This is a genomic window from Shewanella chilikensis (assembly GCF_002836945.1).
Lineage (GTDB): Bacteria > Pseudomonadota > Gammaproteobacteria > Enterobacterales > Shewanellaceae > Shewanella > Shewanella chilikensis.
In genome coordinates, this window is record NZ_NIJM01000066.1 from 1 (window position 1) to 20,879 (window position 20,879).

General features: G+C 54.2%; 17 protein-coding genes and 1 pseudogene. 7 read left to right on the plus strand and 11 right to left on the minus strand.

The window, feature by feature from the left end; all coding sequences use genetic code 11:
• From CX651_RS17920 to CX651_RS17935, 4 genes are all read right to left on the minus strand, one after another.
• Positions 1 to 2,268: immune inhibitor A domain-containing protein (locus CX651_RS17920; RefSeq protein WP_101057343.1), on the minus strand; the 2,268-nt coding region annotated here is incomplete at its 3' end.
• Positions 2,265 to 2,552 (minus strand): hypothetical protein, encoded by a 288-nt coding sequence (locus CX651_RS17925; RefSeq protein WP_146225986.1) that lies wholly within the window; start codon positions 2,550 to 2,552, stop codon positions 2,265 to 2,267. The genes CX651_RS17925 and CX651_RS17920, both read right to left, overlap by 4 nt.
• 99 nt (positions 2,553 to 2,651) lie before the next feature.
• Positions 2,652 to 4,781, minus strand: a complete 2,130-nt coding sequence (locus CX651_RS17930; protein WP_101057347.1) for an MGH1-like glycoside hydrolase domain-containing protein — start codon at positions 4,779 to 4,781, stop codon at positions 2,652 to 2,654.
• A 32-nt stretch (positions 4,782 to 4,813) separates the two neighbouring features.
• Positions 4,814 to 5,401, minus strand: coding sequence for a YhgN family NAAT transporter (locus CX651_RS17935; protein WP_101057349.1), 588 nt, complete (start codon positions 5,399 to 5,401; stop codon positions 4,814 to 4,816).
• Positions 5,402 to 5,587: 186 nt separating this feature from the next.
• Between CX651_RS17935 and CX651_RS17940 the strand changes: the two genes are divergently transcribed.
• Both CX651_RS17940 and CX651_RS17945 read left to right on the plus strand, forming a co-directional pair.
• Complete coding sequence (locus CX651_RS17940; protein WP_101057351.1) at positions 5,588 to 7,222, plus strand: ZIP family metal transporter; 1,635 nt, start codon at positions 5,588 to 5,590, stop codon at positions 7,220 to 7,222.
• Between the two features lie 78 nt (positions 7,223 to 7,300).
• A complete protein-coding gene (locus tag CX651_RS17945; protein WP_101057353.1) occupies positions 7,301 to 8,080 on the plus strand; it encodes an NRDE family protein in 780 nt (259 codons plus the stop codon).
• Here CX651_RS17945 and CX651_RS17950 read toward each other — a convergent pair.
• Together CX651_RS17950 and CX651_RS17955 are read right to left on the minus strand one after the other, a co-directional pair.
• Positions 8,043 to 8,612 (minus strand): Tll0287-like domain-containing protein, encoded by a 570-nt coding sequence (locus tag CX651_RS17950; RefSeq protein ID WP_198552065.1) that lies wholly within the window; start codon positions 8,610 to 8,612, stop codon positions 8,043 to 8,045. The genes CX651_RS17945 and CX651_RS17950 overlap by 38 nt on opposite strands.
• A 62-nt stretch (positions 8,613 to 8,674) precedes the next feature.
• Complete coding sequence (locus CX651_RS17955) at positions 8,675 to 9,100, minus strand: YybH family protein (RefSeq protein ID WP_101057357.1); 426 nt, start codon at positions 9,098 to 9,100, stop codon at positions 8,675 to 8,677.
• A 384-nt stretch (positions 9,101 to 9,484) separates the two neighbouring features.
• On the opposite strand from CX651_RS17955, the gene CX651_RS17960 reads away from it, so the two are divergent.
• A complete protein-coding gene (locus CX651_RS17960; protein WP_101057371.1) occupies positions 9,485 to 10,042 on the plus strand; it encodes a lysophospholipid acyltransferase family protein in 558 nt (185 codons plus the stop codon).
• A gap of 64 nt (positions 10,043 to 10,106) precedes the next feature.
• Positions 10,107 to 10,727 (plus strand): LysE family translocator, encoded by a 621-nt coding sequence (locus CX651_RS17965; protein ID WP_101057359.1) that lies wholly within the window; start codon positions 10,107 to 10,109, stop codon positions 10,725 to 10,727.
• 30 nt (positions 10,728 to 10,757) lie between these two features.
• Here the strand turns inward: CX651_RS17965 and CX651_RS17970 are convergent, their stop codons facing one another.
• Together CX651_RS17970 and CX651_RS17975 are read right to left on the minus strand one after the other, a co-directional pair.
• Positions 10,758 to 12,038, minus strand: a complete 1,281-nt coding sequence (locus tag CX651_RS17970) for a mechanosensitive ion channel family protein (protein WP_101057373.1) — start codon at positions 12,036 to 12,038, stop codon at positions 10,758 to 10,760.
• 129 nt (positions 12,039 to 12,167) lie between these two features.
• On the minus strand, positions 12,168 to 12,602 hold the full coding sequence (locus CX651_RS17975) for a hypothetical protein (protein WP_101057361.1): 435 nt from the start codon (positions 12,600 to 12,602) through the stop codon (positions 12,168 to 12,170).
• A gap of 387 nt (positions 12,603 to 12,989) precedes the next feature.
• Here CX651_RS17975 and CX651_RS17980 point away from each other — a divergent pair, with 387 nt between their 5' ends.
• A complete protein-coding gene (locus CX651_RS17980; protein ID WP_101057363.1) occupies positions 12,990 to 13,664 on the plus strand; it encodes a DUF3157 family protein in 675 nt (224 codons plus the stop codon).
• 121 nt (positions 13,665 to 13,785) lie between these two features.
• On the opposite strand, the gene hutH is transcribed toward CX651_RS17980, so the two are convergent.
• From hutH to hutC, 3 genes and pseudogenes are all read right to left on the minus strand, one after another.
• Positions 13,786 to 15,327 carry a histidine ammonia-lyase gene (gene hutH, locus CX651_RS17985; RefSeq protein WP_101057365.1) on the minus strand — a complete coding sequence of 514 codons (1,542 nt, stop codon included), beginning with the start codon at positions 15,325 to 15,327 and terminating at the stop codon, positions 13,786 to 13,788.
• A pseudogene (gene hutU / locus CX651_RS17990) lies at positions 15,327 to 17,009 on the minus strand (urocanate hydratase). The gene hutH and the pseudogene hutU overlap by 1 nt, the downstream one beginning before the upstream one ends.
• A 47-nt stretch (positions 17,010 to 17,056) precedes the next feature.
• A complete protein-coding gene (hutC, locus tag CX651_RS17995) occupies positions 17,057 to 17,779 on the minus strand; it encodes a histidine utilization repressor (protein ID WP_025889536.1) in 723 nt (240 codons plus the stop codon).
• Positions 17,780 to 17,925: 146 nt separating this feature from the next.
• On the opposite strand from hutC, the gene hutI reads away from it, so the two are divergent.
• Both hutI and CX651_RS18005 read left to right on the plus strand, forming a co-directional pair.
• Positions 17,926 to 19,152, plus strand: coding sequence for an imidazolonepropionase (gene hutI / locus CX651_RS18000; protein WP_101057367.1), 1,227 nt, complete (start codon positions 17,926 to 17,928; stop codon positions 19,150 to 19,152).
• 369 nt (positions 19,153 to 19,521) lie between these two features.
• On the plus strand, positions 19,522 to 20,310 hold the full coding sequence (locus CX651_RS18005; protein WP_101057369.1) for a hypothetical protein: 789 nt from the start codon (positions 19,522 to 19,524) through the stop codon (positions 20,308 to 20,310).
• The last annotated feature ends 569 nt before the right edge of the window (positions 20,311 to 20,879 follow it).

A 20,879-nucleotide genomic window follows, 5' to 3' on the forward strand; every position in this document is an offset into this window, starting at 1 on the left:
TGCGGATACGAATTGTCTTCCTAAGACCGCTTGGCCTCCGACTTCGTTGCTGTCGCTGCGTTTACTCACCAGCAGCTGCGCCTGGCTGCTGTCTTGCTCCTGGGTCAAAAGCTGCACCATAAGACCCAGTTGGGGCAGCACCAGACCGGCCTGAGGCTTGAGCGGCGCACTGTAGTCGTCGCTGTCATCAAACAGGCTATTGTTGCCAAGATGGGGGTCACCGAAAAACGCCGACTGCGGATAGAGGCTGAAGCTGGCATCACGAACCTGCACATCGGTATCACGGTTGCCGATCAGGTTTTGATCCGCATCCACCACCCCAATGAGCCCGTATCCCGGATGCTCGGCCACCTTGTTGTCGCTGTAGGCTAAGTTTTCAAACCACACCAAGAGTCCCGGCTCATAACTGTCTTGTTGCAGTCCGCTATCCACGCCCTGATAGTTGCGCAGTTGCAGCAGATAACGCCGCGGCGCGCCTGGGCGAGTATCATCGGTGCGAACAAAACCCGAAAGATTTACCGCCTCGAGAGCCGTCTCGGCATTATCGCTGTAGACTAGGTTGCCGTCACTCTCTATACGTATGTCATCCACCACAAAGCCATAGCCACCGACAGCTTCATCGGTACGATACACCAGGCTTATCTGCTTGTTCATTCCGGCGTAGGCGCTAAGGTCGAAGCTCAATTCTTGCCAGCCTTGCTCTCCCTCACCGCCGGATAAGGCCGCCGAGTCACCACTGATAATATTGGCGGCATTGTTGATACTGTTGCTGCTCTTGGTATGGCTTCCCGCCAATGGCACCCCATCCACCAGCAGCTGCACATAGTCGTAGTCCTGTTCTATCTGCCAATGGGCCTTCATTTTCAGCGTCAGACTGGTACTCATGGGTAGTTGCAGTTCGAACGACATGGCGTTGTTGAGCTGATCGCCCTGATTCGAATAGTACTGGTATTGCCCCTGGTAAGCCTGAGTAAAGGCGATGGAGTCGGACGGCAGCTTGATGGCCAACTGGTTTACGCCACTGCTATTGGCATGCGTAAGCGACACCTGAGTGCCGTTGCTATCCAGCGCCTGATAATCCAGGGATTGTTCGTTGACCCAGCGGCCCTTGTATCTGTCCTGCAGAAACGAGCGGGCATAGGGGCTGAAACCACTGGGCTGTGAGCCTCTCGGAGAACCTGCCCAGCTGCCGCCGGACATCAGAGACCAGAGACCTACAGGCGAGCCATCGCTGGCTTCGGCACTGGTGTCATACTCATCCGGTAAACCGAGATCGTGACCAAACTCATGGGTACAGACACCGGTTCCGGCATCCAGCGGCTGAATGGTATAACCGAACAGACGCATATTACTGCCAGGGATAGCCTGGCCGTATTGACCTGGCGCCGAGGGAACAAAGAATCTGTGTGACCAGATGGCATCATCACCGAGCACGCCGCCACCGGCCTCTTCGCCTATGCTGGAATGGAAGATCATCACATGATCCAAAATCCCATCGGCTTCATTCAGGTTGCCGTCAGCGTCGATATCATAAGGATCTTCAATATCATACAGTGCCAGCTCAGCGGTACTCATGCTGGCTACTGCAGCTGCCACCGCTTCTTCTACCAATTCGGTGGCGGCTGTGTCGTCATTGTTGTTATTCGGGTCGTTGGCACCATAGTAGGCAGCATTTTGGCTGGCTCTGAACCAGCCTTTCACATCACCATTGAAGAAAAAGCTCTGACCGGAAACTGCTTGATAGTACTGATAGGCTGAGGGCAGTACTTGCCCCTGGGGCCCAGGGAAACCTGCATCGGAAAACAGCAGATCACGGTAGTGGGCTACCGAGTAGTTGGCGTAATACATTTCGGTATCGCCGGGACTCAGGCGATTGTTGTTATAGGGCAAGTCGGGAAAATCCACCAGCACGGCCAACACCTTGACCCGCTTGGTCACATCGGTATCGGCTACCCGCGACTGTGCCCGCATTAACTTGCTTTGACGCAGGCTATTACTTCGTGCCTGTTGCAGCAGTTGCTGTTCTCTGGCCTTGAGCACTTGTGCGGCCTTGCTGCCCGCTCCGGTAGCTTTGGCCGTATAAGCCGCCAGCGCTTGCTGCCGCTCCTCTTCTGAGGCGTCGGCATCAAGTTCACCGCGTTTCTCCAGCCAGTAGAGGATCTGCTCTTTGTTGATCACCCCGGGATCCGCCGGAGCCGTGGCGGCCAGAGCATTGGATATGCCAAAGAGACAAGCCGCCCCCAGGGCAAATACCGGCTTTAAACTCATGACTTGGGCTCCTTGATACACTTTTCAAACTTCTGATTGCGTTGCTGAATATACTCAGAGACCTTGGCTTCGGCCTCTTGTTCGCTCATTTGCGGAGTGATGATGTTGCGCTCGATAAGATTGGTTTTAATTTTAGCTCGATTTACCACAGGTGCCCCATTACCACAGGGCAATAAGGGTTTAACCGCGCGGTTTTTATCCGTAATGGTATCGACTCCGCCATCGCTCCCTGCCTGACAGGCACCAAGAAGCAAGCAGATAGCAAGAGTTGAGGGCAGTCGCACAGGCAACACCTTGTTGTTAACAGAGATGGTACAGAAGATTAACAGCAGCACATGAGATTGCACAGCAGAAAATCGCGGCCAATTCGCCTCATTCAGCGATTATTCAGCCTCAGACAACAAACCTTCACTATAAAGTAACAATAAGACCGAGGCCGACCAGCTGAAGTTGGTGCCATGCTGTCCTTCACCGCTGAGTGGATGGTAGTTTTCCCGTATCGGCAGATCCCGGCTATCGGCGGCGATGGCCGTCAGCAAGCGCCGCGACATTGCACTTGCCTGTTGCCGGTAACCGTAATGCTGCAATCCCTTAATGGCGAAGAAAGCCTGATCCAACCATACCGGCCCGCGCCAGTATCTGTCGGGGGCAAACGCTGGGCTGTCGCCGCTCACGCTCGGAAATGGCACCTGGGTACCGAAGCTTTCTGGTTTAAGTTGTTGTGTTACCAACGCTTCTGCCTGTTCAGGCGAAGCGACACTGGCCCACAGCGGGATCCAACCTTCGGTACCCTTATTGTCGCTGAGCAATCGCCGCTTGCCCTCGGCATCGAAACGTACATCGTAGAAGAAACCGCTGGCAGGGTCGTAAAAGTCCTGCCGAATCGCTTGTCCCAACCGCTGGGCCTGTTGCCGCAGTTGCATTGCCTCGGCTTCCCGCCCCAGCAGACTGGCCATCTGCGCCAGATACTGCTTATCGGCATAGAGAAATGCATTGAGATCGACACTCTCCTGATTGAGTGAGTAGCCGAGCAAACGTCCCTTGGCGTCGCGATTTTCCAGTACTTGCAGGCTGTTATCGGCATCGAATCTGGGCGCATTGTCCATGCCGGACTCCCAGGCCGCCGCCTGAATGATGGCATCACGATTAAGTGCCCCTGGCTCACCGTGCAACGGATGCAGATTAGCACCATATTCCGCCAAACCATTGCCGTCATGATCCCGGTTGCGATACCACCAGGCATGCAGAGCCATCAAGCGTGGATAGAGCTCGGCGACAAATGCCTTGTCAGCGTCTTGAAGGTAGATCTCCCATACGGCCCAGGCCGCCAGCGGCGGTTTGCCATTCCGCTCATTCCAGTTGCCGCCGTCACCGCCGCGGGCCGCATCTTGGTTGTAAAACACCGCATCCGGCATGCTGCCGGCATCCTGGGGTCTGACGGGATCCTGCGCATCAAATTGATAGTCAAACATCGCCCGTACATTGGACTTGGCAAGCCAAGGCTCGACACGCGCCAGGGCCACCGCCTGTTTCCAGCTATCCCAGGCCCAGATGCCATTGAACCATTGATAGGTGACCGAAGGTGTTACCCCGTGGTGACGCAATGCCCCGGCCGGGCTGCGCCAGTTGTGTGTCAGGGTGCTGATGGCCCGGGCAGCCATACGCTTTTGCCCCAAGTCGCCATCGGCCAACTTGGCCAGACGCCAACCCCAGCGACTATGGTTGTGCTCGGCGCTCTGCAACAACTTAGGCCACTGCAGCGGCTTGGCCTCTGCTGCGGTGTGAAAATATTGCTGGGCACTGAGAAAACTGCGCCGCTCAGAGGGAGCCAGGTTCAGCACTTCAGAACTGGCTCGGTAGCCCCGAGCGCCCCGTTCTTCCAGGAAGGTGGGTTCACGGAAGCTTATGCGGAATTTGGCATCATCGAGCATTAGCGACCAAGTTTTTCTCAGTGGCCGAAACTGCCACTCCAGTTGATTGGTCGCAAACTGTCTGCCGGCAATCCAGGGTTTGCCTACCGCCTTATCGAAGGGTTCTCCTTGCCATTGCAACTGCCACTGGCCGGCTTGGGAGCCGGTATTTTCCAGCACAGTCTCAATCAGTGAGCTGCGCTCATCGGCAAAATAGAGTTTGGTGCTGAGGCTGAGATCTTGCCAGCGATATTCCTGATACAGGCCATCCGGGCGACTGAACAGACGTCTTTCCGCCTCGGCAAAATTCTTAGCCTGGCCTGTGCTCAACTCCAATATGCTGAGGTGCTGCAAGCTGGGCGCCAAATGCAAGCTGTATTCTTGGGCGATGATCATAGGACCGGTGAAGCTGCCATAAAATGCAGGCTCATCCGGCAGGTGATACCCATGCCAGGCGCCCATATCCATGTACACCGCGGGGATCGTCATATTCCCGGCGACGTCCCGCTCCTGCGCTTGCTGCGGCGTGCCTTGATAGGGCAAGAGATTGTCATAATCTCCGGCGGCCAGACTCAAAACACAGATCAGGGCACAACTAAGCACTTTTACCTCGACTCAACATAACGATTAACAACTCAAGGATTCAAATATCGAGAGACACCATCGAGGAACATCTGCACCGAGATCATCACCAGCACCATGCCCATCAGACGCTCGACCGCGGTGAGCCCTTTATCACCCAGCACTCTGGTAAATAACTTATAAAACATTAGTATAGCAACGCTGGCGCCCCAGGCTGCCACCAGGGCTATGGTCCAGTCGGCCATACGGCTGCTATCCGTATGGGCCAGCAGTATCAGTGCCGCCAAAATTGAAGGACCGGCCATCAAGGGAATCGCCATCGGCACAATGAAAGGCTCTTCACCGGCAGCCAGGCCCACCACCCCACCGGGTTGGGGGAAGATCATCCTGATGGCGATCAGGAACAGAATAATGCCGCCGGCAATGCTGACCGATTCTGACTTGAGGTTGAGGAAACTCAGGATAGCTTCACCGGCATATAGAAATAACAGCATGATCAACAAGGCAAAAATCAGCTCTCGGATCAATACTCGACGGCGTTTCTTGGGCTCGATATGACGCAATATAGAGGCAAAGATAGGCAAGTTGCCCAAGGGATCCATAATAAGAAACAGCATTACGGCAGCCGACAGAGTATCCATAAATATCCATTCACCAATACAACAACATAGAGTCGACTATTGTATAACTTTTTAGTCACCGGCTGTGGACTTTTATCCGTGGCCTCGGGTGGAAAATCCTTCAAGGTAAATTCCAGGTAACGGCACTGCTCATTTGCCCGGCTACTGGTATACTATGGCGTTCTCTAAACTTCAGCCGTGAAATACATGCTCTATCTCGTCGCCAGTTTTATCGCCCTGCTCCTGGGCCCGCTGTTTTACCGCTATTTCTCATCAGGTAGCGGTTTGCAGAAGGGCTTGGACGGCTTTATTTTTGTTTCCCTCGGCGGCCTGGTACTGATCCATATCCTGCCGGAACTGCTGGAACACGGCGGCATACTGGCGATCATCTTCGTAATCCTCGGCCTTTGGGGACCCAGTGCCAGCGAGAAGCTGTTTCATCGCTACTCAGAGATCACCCATAATTTGACCCTCACGCTGGGGATCGGCGGCTTGTTGTTGCACACCATCACAGATGGCGGCGCCATGGTGCTGGCACAACAGGAAGGCAACTCCAGCCTGCTGGCGCTTGGGGTGATCATGCACAGGCTACCCGTGGGCCTGGCGATTTGGTGGTTGCTCAAACCCCAGGTCGGCACCCGTTGGGCCAGTCTGGTGTTGCTGGCCATGATGGCGCTGACATCTGTGGGCTACTTCGCCGGAGAGCAGCTGCTCAGCCATCTGAGCCTGGATAATACCGTGTACCTGCAAGCCTTTGTCACAGGCTCTATTTTGCATGTGGTGCTGCATCAGCCCCATGGCCATGGGCAGCAGACCCCAAGCAGCAAATATGAATACCAGGCCGGCATAGGCAGCCTGCTGGGGATAGGCCTGCTGGCATTGCTGCTGATGATGGATTCCGGCGGCCACCAACACGCTCACCATGACCACAGCACAGATCAACTGCTGCACTGGTTGCTGTTACTGGCTCCGGTATTGCTGGCGGCCTACGCTCTGGCCAGCATACGTTTTGCCGCAGGTTTGTCTCCCACTCAAGCCTCGCTGCCGGGACGCTGGTTGCAACGGCTCGCCGGCCCTGAAGCCTTATTACTGACCTTGGTGCTGCTGGGCTGGCAGTTTGCTCTGCTGCAGACCCTCGCACTCGCCGCACTGGGATTGTTTTTGAGTTATGCCCGCATCGAATTGACCGATCCCCACGCCAAGGTGCCGCAGTCCGCCTGGCATTTTGGCTTCACTCATCTGGTGGATAGAAGCGCGCCCTGGATCTTGCTCAGTTTGATCCTCGCCAATCTGATAGGCCATCCGTCAGTGCCGCTGTCGCACCCGGTGGCACAAGTGCTGGTGCTGGCCTTACTGTTTCTGCCGTTGCGTTTCTGTAATCTGGGCGCCGCCGTGTTGGCGATGTCGCTGGCCTACAGCGGCTGGAGCCCCTTGGCGGTGGCATTGACCCTGATTGCCGCACCTGTGCTTAATCTGTCACAACTCAAGTTGATGAGCTGGAGTCAAAGGCTCGGCATGTTGCTGCTGCTATCCATTCTGCTTGGCGGCATTGCCTGGTGGCAACCACAGTGGCGTGAGCTGGGAGAGCTACCGAAAGAGATAAGCTACCCGGCGCTGACGCTGCTGTGTCTGCTCTACTCCAGCAGCTTGCTGCGTCAGGGGCCACGCAAGTTTTTACGGGGGATGTGGCTGGCCAAAGGCCATAGCCATGACCACGGCTCGGGGCAGCACAATGACTCAGGCCACAACCATGGTTCACATAGTCACGGTTCGAGCAGCCATGACTCACACGGCCATGCTCACCATAATGGCCATGAGCATCAAGACAAAGGCTCTCACTGATTTAACCCTGTCAATGGGTGCCTTTGTTGGCTAACTTGTGGGATAAGCCTAAATTTAGACCCGGCATAAGGACAGCCCATGTGCATTCTGTTTCTGGCGCTGGATCAGCATCCGGATTATCCGTTGATCCTTTGCGCCAACCGCGATGAGTTTCATCACAGGCCCACGGCTCCGGCACACTTTTGGCCACCACAGCAGCAACTGCTGGCGGGTAAGGATCTGCAGGCAGGTGGTACCTGGCTTGGCTGTAATCGCCTGGGAATGGTGGCCGGTCTCACCAATATCCGCCAGCTAATCACGCAGCCGGAAGGTATGCGCAGCCGCGGAGAGTTGGTGCTCAAGGCGCTCGATAGCCAAACGCCAATAGAGCCACAATGGCTCAGCGAGCACAGCGACAACTATAATCCTTTCAATCTGGTTTTCGGCCAGGGCAAGCACTTTTGGTGTTATCACAGTCCGGATAAGTCATTGCGGTGCTTGAACAAAGGCTTTCACGCCATCAGCAATGGTGCCTTGGATGATATCTGGCCCAAGATGGCCCGCGGCGAGCAGGCGTTGGAGCGATTGATTAGTCAATCGGCCAAGCCGGATATAGATAAGCTGCTGGCAATAATGCGTGATGAGACTCCTGCGCCGGACACCAGCTTGCCAACCACAGGAGTCAGTCTGGAATGGGAGCGGCGCCTGTCATCCATTTATATTCGCCACCCGGAATACGGCACCCGGGCCACCAGCCTGATATTCATCTCCCGCGAAGGTCAGCTGAACTTTTACGAAGCCAGGTATGATGGCAAGGGGCGGCAACTGGGATTGGAGCAGTTCAGTTTTGCGCTGACAAACGCGGAGCCACTATGCTGATAGCGCCGCGGATCTGCCCCGGCTGATAACCTTTGGCGCTGTCATCCGGGTAGTGCTCATCCAATGCGGTTTTGACCTCGGGCGCCAATTGGCTACCGTGGCAGGTGAGGCAAAGTGGTGCTACACCCTGGGCCTTCATAAAGCGCAGCTGTGATTCAGTCTCATCAATATGACTCAAACTCTGCGGGTCTTCACCGGCTGCGGCCCGCTCATCGAATGACAACAAAACCTGTCGCTGCCAAACTTCTGGCTCGGCCTCCGGATTACGGGGTTTCAAGCTGACACGTTTTACCTGCCAACCACTCTCGGCGGAGAGTTGGTGGGCGATTTCCGGCGCCTTCTGGGAACAAACCTCGATAGCTGCCACAGGGCCACCTTCGGCCAGGGCTTGCTGCAGTTGCGGCTTGAGTGTTTGGGCAAAGCGCTTGGCCAGCGTGGCCGCTTCGGTTTTGAATTCTGCCGCTGTTGGCTCTGCCGTGGCTTGATTCGCCAGCGCAAAAGCCAGCAAGGCGGTCAGTGTGGGTTTTAACATAGGGTGCTCCATTAGATTTTTTTAATGGATTGATATTAGATAAATCTAATTCCCTATGCAAGTCAGGATGAGTGATCGTGAGTGATTACCCAGTGGTCGTCTTTCTTCTCCAGCAATAGGGTAAAGACCCCGGATGGACTATCCTTTTGCCTGAGCAAGACCCAGCGACCGGCCACCAAGGCAGAATAGTTACTCAACATCTGCACATCCTTGAGCTCCAGCTTGAGCTGGCCCATTGCCGCGCGATCCGGATAGCTGCGTTTATAGGCGGCCAGCATCTTGTCCCAGCCATATTTGAACTCGCCTTTGGAGACAAACCTCAGCTTGGGATCGTGCCAGTAACCCAACATATAGGCATCGATATTTCCCTGATTCCAGGCTTGTTGCTGACGATTGATCAGCTCGGTGATTTCATCTGTCGGTACCGCTTTAGCCGGAGCGATTGCAAGTAGCAGTACAGACAGGAGTCCAAAGATTAACTTTTTCATATTCCCTCCTTGCACTCTCCCGGAACCAGGCCAGGAAACCGTGCCGACACAGGCGTTGAGCTTCTATACTGATACTAACCTATTTGGCTCTAGATAAGGAAAGATCTGGGTAAACATTGTCTTAGTAGATTGTAAGCAAATCCACCGCGCGTTTTGAACAAACTTACGCTACAGGGATTCATAGCTAATGACGACTCCTTGGCAAGATGTAGAACCCAGGCTTGCACAAACGAGATATTACTGAAATTATATTTTCCTTAAGGCCTCTGCTTGAGGAAGTGCTGCCTATGTTCAGACTCCTAAGCTAATCAAGGTTGGACTGTCGGCCCACCCCAAACACTTTTGAACTATACCTTTAATCAACTCAAGGTTTGGCAACTCTCTATGTTTAAAAAAATCTGCCAATGGCTGCTGGCTCTGTTTGGTTGGCAAATTCGCGGACAACTGCCCGATTCCCCGCAATACCTGGTGATAGTGGCGCCCCATACCAGTAACTGGGACTTTATTATCGGCGTGCTCGCCCGTGGGGCTCTGGCGGTCAAGATCCACTTTCTCGGTAAGCATCAACTCTTTATTCCACCCTGGGGCTGGTTTTTCAGGGCCATAGGCGGCAGGCCGGTAGACAGACGCAAGAACAATAATCTGGTCGATGCGGTAAGCGAGTTGTATCGTCAGGATCCCAACTTCAAGTTGGCACTGGCGCCTGAGGGCACCCGCAGCCCGGTAAAACGCTGGAAGACAGGCTTCTACCATATCGCCTCCAAGGCAGGGGTACCGATTGTGGCAGTGGGGTTGGACTTCAGCCAGAAGGCGGTGGTGATCAATCAACCCTTGATGCCGAGTGCGGACATGCAACAAGACATGGATCAGCTTATCGCCTTCTATCGTGGCATTCGTGGTCGCTTCCCCAAGGCTATTCCGGACTATTCAGCGGACAAGTGAGTCTTGTCCGGCAGGTGTCACAGGACTATAGTGACGCTTACCCGGAAACTTTGTATACAAAATTATGGATCACCAGACCTTCCTGCTGTACCTGTTTGCGATCTTACTGATAGCCATCTCCCCCGGCCCGATCGCCATGTTGTCTATCTCTCACGGGATCCATTTTGGTAAACGCCGCAGTCTGGCCACGGCCTTGGGGAGTGTCAGTGCGGCTCTGCTGTTGATGTTGGCTTCCATCGCCGGGCTGAGCGCCCTGCTGCATGCCAGCGAATACGGCTTTACCTTGCTCAAATGGTGCGGTGCCGCCTACCTTATGTATCTGGGGATTAAATTGCTGCTTACCAAGCCCCATGCGCCTGAGCAGAGTGTCGGCCCCAAGGGACACGGCCATCCTCTCAGTCTGTTTAGGCAGGCGTTTCTGGTGGGGATCAGCAATCCCAAGGATCTGCTGTTTTTCGCCGCTCTATTTCCGCAGTTTATCGATGTGACTGCGCCGCAGGGGCCACAACTGGCGGTATTGGCTTCCACCTGGGCCTTGGTAGACTTCAGCTTTGTGATGATTTACGCCTCTATGGCCAGTGTGCTGGCCTCATGGCTTAAGCGCAGCCAACGGCTACATTGGTTGGACCGTGTCAGTGGCGGGGTGTTTGTCACCCTCGCCACTGTATTGGCCGTTAAAGATTAAGGAAGGGCTTTAAGGAAGGTGCAAATAAGCCTACGTGGGTTTATTTGCACCGGCTCCATTATCTTTTAAGCTGCGAATATCATTGCCGGTTGGGCCCTGGAAGGCACGCAGATCGAATTGTGGCAAGATGGCAAAGATATGATCGAAGATATCTGACTGAATATCTTCATAATATGCCCAGCGGGTATCATTGGTGAATATATACAGTTCTATCGGCAGCCCTTCGGTAGTGGGCGCCAACTGCCGCACCATCAGGGTCATCTCCTTATGCACCTTGTCGTGGTGCTTGAGATACTCCAGCAGATAGGCTCTGAAAGTCCCCACATTGGTCAGCCTGCGGCCATTGACCGGCATTTCGATATCCGACACCTTGGCATTGGACTCGGTAATCTCATGGATCTTCTTCGGCAGGTACTCTTTCAACAGGTTAATCTTTTCCAGTTTCTTCCTGTCCTCTTCGGTCAGGAAACGTATGCTGTTGATATCTATGTTGACCGAGCGCTTGATTCGGCGGCCGCCGGACTCAGACATACCACGCCAGTTGCGGAAGGCATCTGATACCAGCGCATAGGCCGGGATCATGGTGATGGTTTTGTCCCAGTTGCGAACCTTGACCGTTGTCAGAGATACCTCTTCCACCGCGCCATCGGCACCGTATTTATCCATCTGGATCCAGTCACCTGTGCTGACCATGCGGTTAGCCGCTAGCTGAATACCGGCGACAAACCCCAGTATGGTGTCCTTGAACACCAACATCACCAAACCTGTGGCGACACCCAGGCCGCTGAGGAAGTAGACAGGAGACTGGTTGGCGAGCACAGAAATGGAAATAATGATGGCAACAAAGAACAGGAACAGCTTGATCAGCTGCACAAAGCTCTTCACCGGTAGACGACGGCTAATCAGCTTAACGTCTGCTACCTCGTTGACCGCATCCAATGCCGAATAGGCGGCGCGGATCAATAAGACGACCAGCCAGATACTGAGTAGCCTATCGACCAGTCCGGCCAACAGTTTATGTTCTGTCAGTGCTATGGGGATAAGCAGGTTGAGCACCAGAGCCGGCACCAGCATGGCCAGCTTTTCCAGCACTCTGTGGCGCATAAAGATATCGTCCCAGGTGACTTTGGAACGTTGAATCACCAGGTTCATCGCCCGCACCACACCGCGACGAACAATGAAATATGCCAGCCCTGCCAGCAGCAGGCAGGCGAGCACCATGAGCGACGTGGACAAACCATCGGCTGGTTGGCTGTTGATCCCCAGCTGTGACAACCAGTGTGACAGTTCGAATCTCAAGTCTTTGTCCAAGTTATCCAAAATTAACCTCTCAGAGAAAATCACTCATCCCGACCTACAACCTAGGCCAGGTTGCAGAGTAACATACAGGTGTTAACTTTGGCTGAACAGTCGATCTCATCCTTGTTGGAAAGTGTGCGTTCAATCACCTTTCAAGGTGAGGACTATTTCGGTTCCCAGCGGCTGTTGGAAGTGTTCAAGGTGATCTATGGGAAGCCCGGAAATGGATAATTGTCTGTGATTGTACCAGTCGAGTTTCAACTCATCGTGGCGACCGGATACCACCAGCAGACCGGGGAATTGACGTCCCGATTCCAGATCGGTCAAGCTTAAGTGGCTCTGCCAGTGCCTACGTCCATGCAGACTGCAGTTGGAAAAGCTGACGTCGGCCTGCCAATCTTTATTCGGCGACCAGCTGCTGAGCAGTATCGATTCCTGACAGTGCTCACTATGATCAGGTAGTGTGCCCACCCAACCTGCCACATGGAATAGACTCCATGAGGCCAGCAACAGGTAAAAGCATCCTCCGCCAAATTGCAGAGCCTTCGACAACCAGGCCTTGGTATTCGACGGCATACCCTCTCCAAACTATCAGATAGACTAAGAGCGGGATCATATAGTGGGCTATGTTGTAAGTAAACGCTGACCAATGAGTTACAAACTCGGCGATTGTTTCATTGAATGGTTTAATTCGACGAAAAGCTGGGTGGCGGTGTCATAGAATGCTCTACCGTAGTTAAAGTATAAGAGAGCATTACTTTTGTGCTGCAACTGAACGCGGACCGGTTCTGACCCTCTTTGTCGCCAAGGCTTACACTATGCCGGGCAACATCCTCATCTGAGGTAAAGGCATCTGAATATACCGGCTTGCTGCATGCCGGGCTAAGTTTGTGTTTTTCGTCATTGCCAGCCCAGGTTAGCCCGGTTATTGTTGACGCAGGATTCAGCCAAGCGAATTTTTTCATGTCGAAACAAAATCTTTTCAAACCCAGCTTTGCCGTCAGCGCCCTGGCACTGATACTGAGCTCAAGCTTTGCCATCGCCGAGCCGGCCCAGGTGGCTGAAGTCACTCTGGAAAATGGCGCCAGAGTCATACTCAAAGATGATTTTACCTGGGAATATGTGCTCACAGAGGCGGTGATCAGCGCCGCCGAACCCGAAACTGTGACTGAAGATGTGGTGGCCGAGCTATCGAATACCGCAGCCAATACCGGCACCCATACTGTCGCAGTGGCGCCCAAGTCTGAGGTAAACCAAGCCGCCACGGCTGAGCAGTTGACCCAGAGCGCCATGACCACTCCCGGACTGCTTGGCAAGACAGCCAGGGAAGGGGTCAGTGTTTCATTGCTGCAGACGCAGTGGCAAGGTGACAAACTGGGCCTGATCTTCGAACTCGGCAGCAACAGCAGTGAAGATATGGTCGAAGTTCTGATCAGCGTCAGCTTTTATAACGATCAGGGTCGCAAGATGAAAGAAGAGGAGCTACAGGTCTGGCGTGCCATCAAACGTATGCCGGAAACCTATCTGCGCAAGGGCCAGCAGCGGCAATCTTCGGTAATCTGGGTTGAAGGAGTCGATAAAAACCAGTGGCAGAAACAGCTGCTGAACCTAAAGATCACAGAACTGGATGCCTGGTAACACCAGCCTCTAGGCATTGTGTTAATTTGATAAACAAAGAGCGCCAACTGGCGCTCTTTGTATTTCATATGCGAACTGTTTTGCCGTCCAGATGCCAAAGGGCCTGCAGGCGCTTTGTGGTTTAGAGACTGCTTGGCAGTAGCTCCTTTGGCAGATAGGCGTTATAGCTCCCACTCGCCAGCAGCTCGGTGGCCTTGGCGATATCCGGACCGAAGTACCTGTCCTTGTCATAGAAGGCAACCCGTTCGCGCAGTTCAGCCTTGGCCTTGGCTACTGCCTGGCTTGGCTGCAGCGGCGCGCGGAAATCCAGCCCCTGAGCCGCAGCCAGCAGTTCCACTGCCAGCACGCCGCGGGTGTTTTCCGCCATATCCTTGAGCCTGCGGGCGGCAAAGGTCGCCATGGAAACATGATCTTCCTGGTTGGCCGAGGTCGGCAAGCTGTCGACAGAGGCCGGATGAGCAAAGGTCTTGTTTTCACTGGCCAGTGCCGCGGCTGTCACCTGGGCAATCATAAAGCCCGAGTTAACCCCACCGTTTTCCACCAAGAATGGCGGCAGCTTGGAAAGATTGGAGTCGATCAGCAGCGCAATGCGGCGCTCACTGATGGCCCCCAGCTCGGCAATCGCCAGTGCCAGATTATCCGCCGCCATGGCCACAGGTTCGGCATGGAAGTTACCGCCTGAGATGATCTCGCCGGTATCTTCAAACACCAGTGGGTTATCTGTTACGCCGTTGGCTTCAATTTCCAGCACTTCGGCCGCCTGACGGATCTGCGTCAGGCAAGCGCCCATAACCTGTGGCTGACAGCGCAGAGAGTAAGGGTCCTGCACCTTTTCACAATTGGCGTGTGACTCGGCAATCTCGGAGCCGCTCCCCAGCAGATGACGGAATACTGCCGCCGAGTCTATTTGGCCCTTTTGACCGCGCACCGCATGAATTCTCGGGTCGAACGGGCTGCGACTGCCCATGGCCGCCTCGACACTCATGGCGCCGACCACAGAGCCGGCGGCAAACAGATCCTCGGCGTGGAACAAGCCTTCCAGTGCCAACGCCGTCGATGCCTGGGTGCCGTTGAGCAGGGCCAAGCCCTCTTTGGCAGCCAATTCAATCGGTTTCAGTCCGGCGATGCTCAAGCCCTCGATGGCGGGCATGATGCGCCCCTGATAACGCACTTCGCCCTCGCCTATGATGGGCAGACACATGTGAGACAGCGGCGCCAAGTCGCCCGAGGCCCCCACTGAGCCCTTCTCGGGAACACAAGGGTAGACACCGGCATTGACCAGGGCGATCAGGAAGTTGATCACCTCGAGACGGATCCCGGAAAAACCGCGGGACAGTGAGTTGATCTTCAACACCATCATCAGCCGCACGGTTTCATCCCGCATCAATTGGCCGGTACCGGCGGCGTGGGACAACACGATAGAGCGCTGCAGCAGTTCCAGATCCGCCGGGGCAATCTTGGTGTTGGCCAACAGGCCAAAGCCGGTGTTGATGCCGTAAACCGTTCGGCCCTCATCCAATACTTTTTGCACCACGGCGGCGCTGCTGTTGATGGCCGCCAGCGATTCCGGGTGCAATTGCAGCTGGGTTGGCGCGCGACTGATGCTGCGCAGTTCAGACAGTGTCAGGCTTCCCGGTGTCAGAGTGATTTGAGTGGTCATCATCAGTCCTCCAACATAGGCAGATCCAGGCCCTGCTCTTTGGCGCAGCGCTTGGCAATCTCATAGCCGGCATCGGCGTGACGCATCACGCCCGTGGCCGGATCGTTCCACAATACCCGGGATACCCGCTTGGCGGCAGCGTCGCTGCCGTCACAGAGAAGTCGGAGGCCAAGCGGTCTTAGGAAGACAATTCGTATCCGCAAANCCTTAAGTTGCGGATACGAATTGTCTTCCTAAGACCGCTTGGCCTCCGACTTGAGCAGCGCATTGAGCAGCGGCCAGTCGGAGACGGCATCCGAGCCGTCGAGCATGGATTCGGTTTCCCGGTTGGGACTGGCCACAGAGCCGGAATCCAGGTGATCCCTGCCTATGACCACAGGCGCCGACAGCTCGCCGTTTTTCACCATTTCGTTGAAGGCCAGCGCCAGACGGGCGCGGTCTTTGAGGCCAACCCAGCAAATACGGGCCGGCAGCCCCTGGAAGGCGATACGTTCACGGGCCATATCCAGCCAGTTGTGCAGGTGTGGGTCGTCCGGGATCAGCTCTTTCACCTTCTGATCTGTCTTGTAGATATCCTCAGGGTCACCACTGAGCGCCGCCCAGCGGAACGGGCCAATGCCTTCACAGAACAGCGGCCTGATATAGGCGGGAACAAAACCGGGGAAATCGAAGGCGTTGGCCACGCCTTCGTCAAACGCCATCTGACGGATGTTATTGCCATAGTCCAGGGTCGCGGCGCCGCGGCTTTGCAGCGCCAACATGGCCTGAACCTGCACCGCCATAGAAGCCTTGGCGGCCTTGACCACAGCGGCCTCGTCTTTGAGGCGCATCTCCTTGGCCTGCTCCAGCGTCCAACCCTGAGGCAGATAGCCATTCAGCGGATCGTGCGCCGAAGTTTGGTCTGTCACTACATCCGGAGTAATACCGCGCTCAACCAGCTCGCTGAAGATATCGGCGGCATTGCCCAGCAAACCCACGGAAACCGGCTTGCCCTCGGCCTTGGCGGCTTCCAGCATCGCCAGAGCTTCGTCCAGGCTGTGGGCCTTCTTGTCCAGATAACGGGTACGCAGACGAAAATCGATTCGGGTCTCATCCACTTCACAGGCCAGCACAGAGAAACCGGCCATGGTACCGGCCAGAGGCTGGGCACCACCCATACCGCCCAGGCCACCGGTCAGGATCCAGCGGCCCTTGGCTTCACCGTCGAAATGCTGCTTGGCCACGGCCACAAAGGTTTCATAAGTGCCCTGGACTATGCCTTGGGTGCCTATGTAGATCCAGGAGCCGGCGGTCATCTGGCCGTACATAGCCAACCCTTGCTTATCCAGCTCGTTGAAGTGTTCCCAGTTGGCCCAGTGGGGTACCAGGTTGGAGTTGGCGATCAGTACCCTGGGGGCATCGCTGTGGGTCTTGAATACTCCCACCGGCTTGCCGGATTGCACCAGCAAGGTTTCATCCTCTTCCAGACGCTTGAGCACCTCGACAATTTTGTCGAAACACTGCCAATCGCGGGCGGCGCGGCCAATACCGCCGTAAACCACCAGATCCTCGGGGCGCTCGGCCACATCCGGATGCAGGTTGTTCATCAGCATTCTGAGCGGCGCCTCGGTCTGCCAGCTCTTGCAGTTCAGAGTGGTGCCGGTCGGCGCAATGATTTTGCGCGCCGGATCATGTCTCTTATCCATAAACTTCCATTCCTCTGTTGCTTGTCTTGTGGTTTATTTTGTTGTTTTTATTTAGCTTTATGTTCGCCTCTGAAGGTCAGATGTCCTCCGAGACGGAAGCGGCTGCCGGGATGGATCAGCCGGGCAAAACTCACCACCCCCTGGCGTGACCAGGTGCGGCGCAGTATCTGTAAACAGGGCTCGCTGGCGGGAATCGCCAAGCGGGCGCGTATCTGTTCATTGGCGACTATCGCTTCTATGGTGTGGCGTGCTTCGGTCAAAGGCGCCACCTGCGACAGATATTCATGAGGGGTCTGCAAATTGAAATCTTGTTGCAGATAGTCGGGGATTAACTGAGGGTTCACGAAGCGCTCCTCGAGCTGTAGCGGCAACCCCTCTTCACAGTGCACCAGCACCGAGTAAAACACCCGGCTGCCGGTCTCCAACCCCAGAGCGATGGCGATAGGCGCCAGGGCCTCTATGGCGGTCAGCTCCAATACCTGCACGCTGTAACCATGGCCACGGGCCTTGATCTCATCGGCGATATTACGGATAGACAACATGGATGACTGCGACTTGAATTCGGCCACAAAGGTACCCAGCCCCTGACTGCGCTCCAGCACGCCGTTGTCCACCAGCTCGGTCAAGGCCCTTCTGGCCGTCATCCGGCTGCACTCAAACAGCTCTGCCAGTTGGTTTTCGGAAGGCACCCTGGAGTGCTCCACCCATTCGCCTGACTCAATGCGGTCTGAGATGTACTGTTTAATGCGGGCGAACTTGGCTGTGCTCATCGAATCGACTCTGTGTTGGTTTCAATCTGCTGAAAAACTCGGCTATAATCCTAGCTTGTATATACAAGTAAATACAAGTTAGCTCACAAAATCACGGCGGTTGCCGCCACCGCGGCCGGCTTTAAGGCAAACAACAAGGAGCAAGCATGTCCTGGGATCAGGTTTGGATAGATATCAATATTGCCACTATGGACCCTTCTTTATCAGAGGCTTATGGCGCCATCACCGACGCAGCCCTGGCAGTAAAAGATGGCAAAATAGCCTGGATTGGCAAGCGCAGCGACCTGCCTGCCTTCGACGTGCTGGCAACTCCGGTTTACAAAGGCAAAGGCGGCTGGCTGACCCCCGGGTTGATAGATGCCCATACCCATCTGGTGTTTGCCGGTAACCGCGCCAACGAGTTCGAGCTGCGTCTCAAGGGCGCCAGCTATGAAGAAATCGCCCGTGCTGGTGGCGGCATTATCAGCACGGTCAAGGCCTGCCGTGAGGCCAGCGAGGCCGAACTGTTCGACGAGGCTCGTCGCCGCCTCAACGCCCTGGCCAAGGAAGGGGTTACTACGGTGGAGATAAAGTCGGGCTACGGGCTGGAAACCGCCACCGAACTCAAGTTGCTCAGGGTCGCCCGCGAGCTGGGCAAACATCACCATGTGGATGTGGTCACCACCTTCCTGGGCGCCCACGCCTTCCCGGCCGAATATCAAGGCCGGGAGCAGGAATATGTGCAACTGGTAATCGAGGAGATGCTGCCTCAGGTATTGGCGGAAGATCTCGCCGATGCCGTCGATGTGTTTTGTGAAAATATCGCCTTCGACCTGCAGCAGACAGAAGCCATTCTCAGCGCCGCCAAGGCCAAAGGGCTGGATATCAAGCTGCATGCCGAGCAGCTCTCCAACATGGGCGGCTCGATACTGGCCGCCCGTCTGGGGGCCAAGTCTGTGGATCATATCGAGTATCTGGATGAAGCCGGGGTCAAGGCTCTGGCCGAGAGCGGCACTTGCGCCACCCTGTTACCCGGCGCCTTTTACTTCCTGCGGGAAACCCGGATGCCACCGATAGCCTTGCTGCGCCAATATCAGGTGCCCATGGTGCTGGCCAGCGACTTCAACCCGGGGACTTCCCCCATCTGCTCAACCCTGTTGATGCTCAACCTGGGCTGCACCCTGTTCCGCCTGACGCCGGAAGAAGCCTTGGCCGGTGTCACCCGCAATGCCGCCAAAGCCTTGGGCCGCGAACAGCACATAGGCATGCTGCGCCAGGGAATGGATGCCGACTTCTGCCTGTGGCGGATCTCAACCCCAGCGGAACTCGCCTACAGCTACGGCGTGAATCCGTTGGTGGATGTCATCAAGGGGGGCAAACTTATTCATCAATAAGTTTGCCAAGTGATTGGATAGCAGGTCACCGACCTGCTATCGGCTTGCGCGCAAGCTTCCCAGCGCCAGGGAATAGCTGCACAGCTTAGACTCATCGGTTTTAACTGGATTAGCCTGAATCCAGCCTGTCAGGTTTACTTGACGTGACAATAGCTGACAGATTGGCCTAAGTTGGTTCGCATGATCAAATGACTCTGTTTACCGAGCAGCCAGAAAAGTATGATCTAGTAGTTGGAGGGCTTAGAGATTGGCAATCTGATATGCATGCTAACTGTGGCCCTTAAATCGCATAACAAGACTCAGTGTTAGCCCGCAAAGCATCGCGGACAGGGACGGTTTCTCCAGTGTGCGTCGATAGAGTATAAAATAATGCAATCAACAGACGATAATTATGTTAATCACCAAATATTCGAAGAACTGAACTATTACGCACAGTTTTACGAAAATCTTTCTGATGCAGTGATGGGGTTCATCACTATTGGAACAACTTCAATAATTAATATGGACACATATGTTTTCATGTCGATGAAAGGCACAATTGAGTCAATAAGATTAGTATTAAAAGAAGGAAAGATGAATGATGCTTATGCTCTTCTAAGAAAATACTATGACTCAGTTATGGTTAATGCATATACCAATTTATATATAAATGATAATGTGGGGCGTTCCGGTTACTACATTACAGAAATAAATGACTGGCTACATGGTAGAAAACCATTACCGAGAATGCCTAAGATGTCTAAATACATTGATAGCTCGGCGTCTTTATCTGATCTAAATTCATTACTCAAAATTGATAAACGATATGACGGTATCAGAGAGCGTTGTAATGATAATATGCATTATAATTTTTTTGCATTGCTGATGCTCAATGACGGTGAAGTTTATATGGATGAGCGTCTCCATCATTTAGACCAACTCAGGGTAGATGTCCGTGACGTGTTTATTTTAAATATGTCATACATACTGACAATAAATGAGAGCTATATGATGTCATCAGATTATGTGGATCACTTAGAAGTAGGTATGACCCCGCCTGAAGGTTCACAATATTGGGTTGCTCCATTTATACAAGACATGGCGTCCGATGTTCTTTTACAGGAACGTCCAGATATATTTAAGTTACTAAAAAGCCAGACATGCATGGAGCTAGATTGAGAAATCACCTAGCAAAGAGCCCCATTGCGAGCCGCGAATTCAACTCCGAAGTGCACCACTCGCTAAATTAGGCTGCCTTGCGTAATTCATAAATATACAGGACATCCTAAACACTTTCTGAGCTGCAAGGAAGCTCGTTGCAGGGGGCAGTCTCTGATAAATAACGACGGATTTTTGGAAGTAGGCTCTCTGAGACGAGTAATCTGCGTGCTTCATACAAAAGCTGCGGTTGCCAGGCATGCCAACGGCAGGCTTAAGCCTGTTGCTGCAATATCACCAAGGGTTTAAGGTTAAAAAAACATACAGGACATCCAAAACACTTTCTGAACTGCAAAAAATATACAGGACATCCAAAACACTTTCTGAGCCGCAAGGAAGCACCTTGCAGGGGTCAGTCTCTGATAAATAACGACGGATTTTTGGAAATAGGCTCTCTGAGATGAGTAATTTGCATGCTTCATACAAAAACTGCAGTTACCAGGCAGGCCAACGGCAGGCTTAAGCCTGTTTCTGCGGTAGTGTTCATAAATCTGTGTCATTTGAGTAATATACACCCAAAAGGATATTCA

Coding starts and splice junctions, on each gene's coding strand:
- CX651_RS17935 (WP_101057349.1), bottom strand. CDS start 5,401: ATGGATACTCTGTCGGCTGCCGTAATGCTGTTTCTTATTATGGATCCC.
- CX651_RS17940 (WP_101057351.1), top strand. CDS start 5,588: ATGCTCTATCTCGTCGCCAGTTTTATCGCCCTGCTCCTGGGCCCGCTG.
- CX651_RS17945 (WP_101057353.1), top strand. CDS start 7,301: ATGTGCATTCTGTTTCTGGCGCTGGATCAGCATCCGGATTATCCGTTG.
- CX651_RS17950 (WP_198552065.1), bottom strand. CDS start 8,612: ATGTTAAAACCCACACTGACCGCCTTGCTGGCTTTTGCGCTGGCGAAT.
- CX651_RS17955 (WP_101057357.1), bottom strand. CDS start 9,100: ATGAAAAAGTTAATCTTTGGACTCCTGTCTGTACTGCTACTTGCAATC.
- CX651_RS17960 (WP_101057371.1), top strand. CDS start 9,485: ATGTTTAAAAAAATCTGCCAATGGCTGCTGGCTCTGTTTGGTTGGCAA.
- CX651_RS17965 (WP_101057359.1), top strand. CDS start 10,107: ATGGATCACCAGACCTTCCTGCTGTACCTGTTTGCGATCTTACTGATA.
- CX651_RS17975 (WP_101057361.1), bottom strand. CDS start 12,602: ATGCCGTCGAATACCAAGGCCTGGTTGTCGAAGGCTCTGCAATTTGGC.
- CX651_RS17980 (WP_101057363.1), top strand. CDS start 12,990: ATGTCGAAACAAAATCTTTTCAAACCCAGCTTTGCCGTCAGCGCCCTG.
- hutH (WP_101057365.1), bottom strand. CDS start 15,327: ATGATGACCACTCAAATCACTCTGACACCGGGAAGCCTGACACTGTCT.
- hutC (WP_025889536.1), bottom strand. CDS start 17,779: ATGAGCACAGCCAAGTTCGCCCGCATTAAACAGTACATCTCAGACCGC.
- hutI (WP_101057367.1), top strand. CDS start 17,926: ATGTCCTGGGATCAGGTTTGGATAGATATCAATATTGCCACTATGGAC.
- CX651_RS18005 (WP_101057369.1), top strand. CDS start 19,522: ATGCAATCAACAGACGATAATTATGTTAATCACCAAATATTCGAAGAA.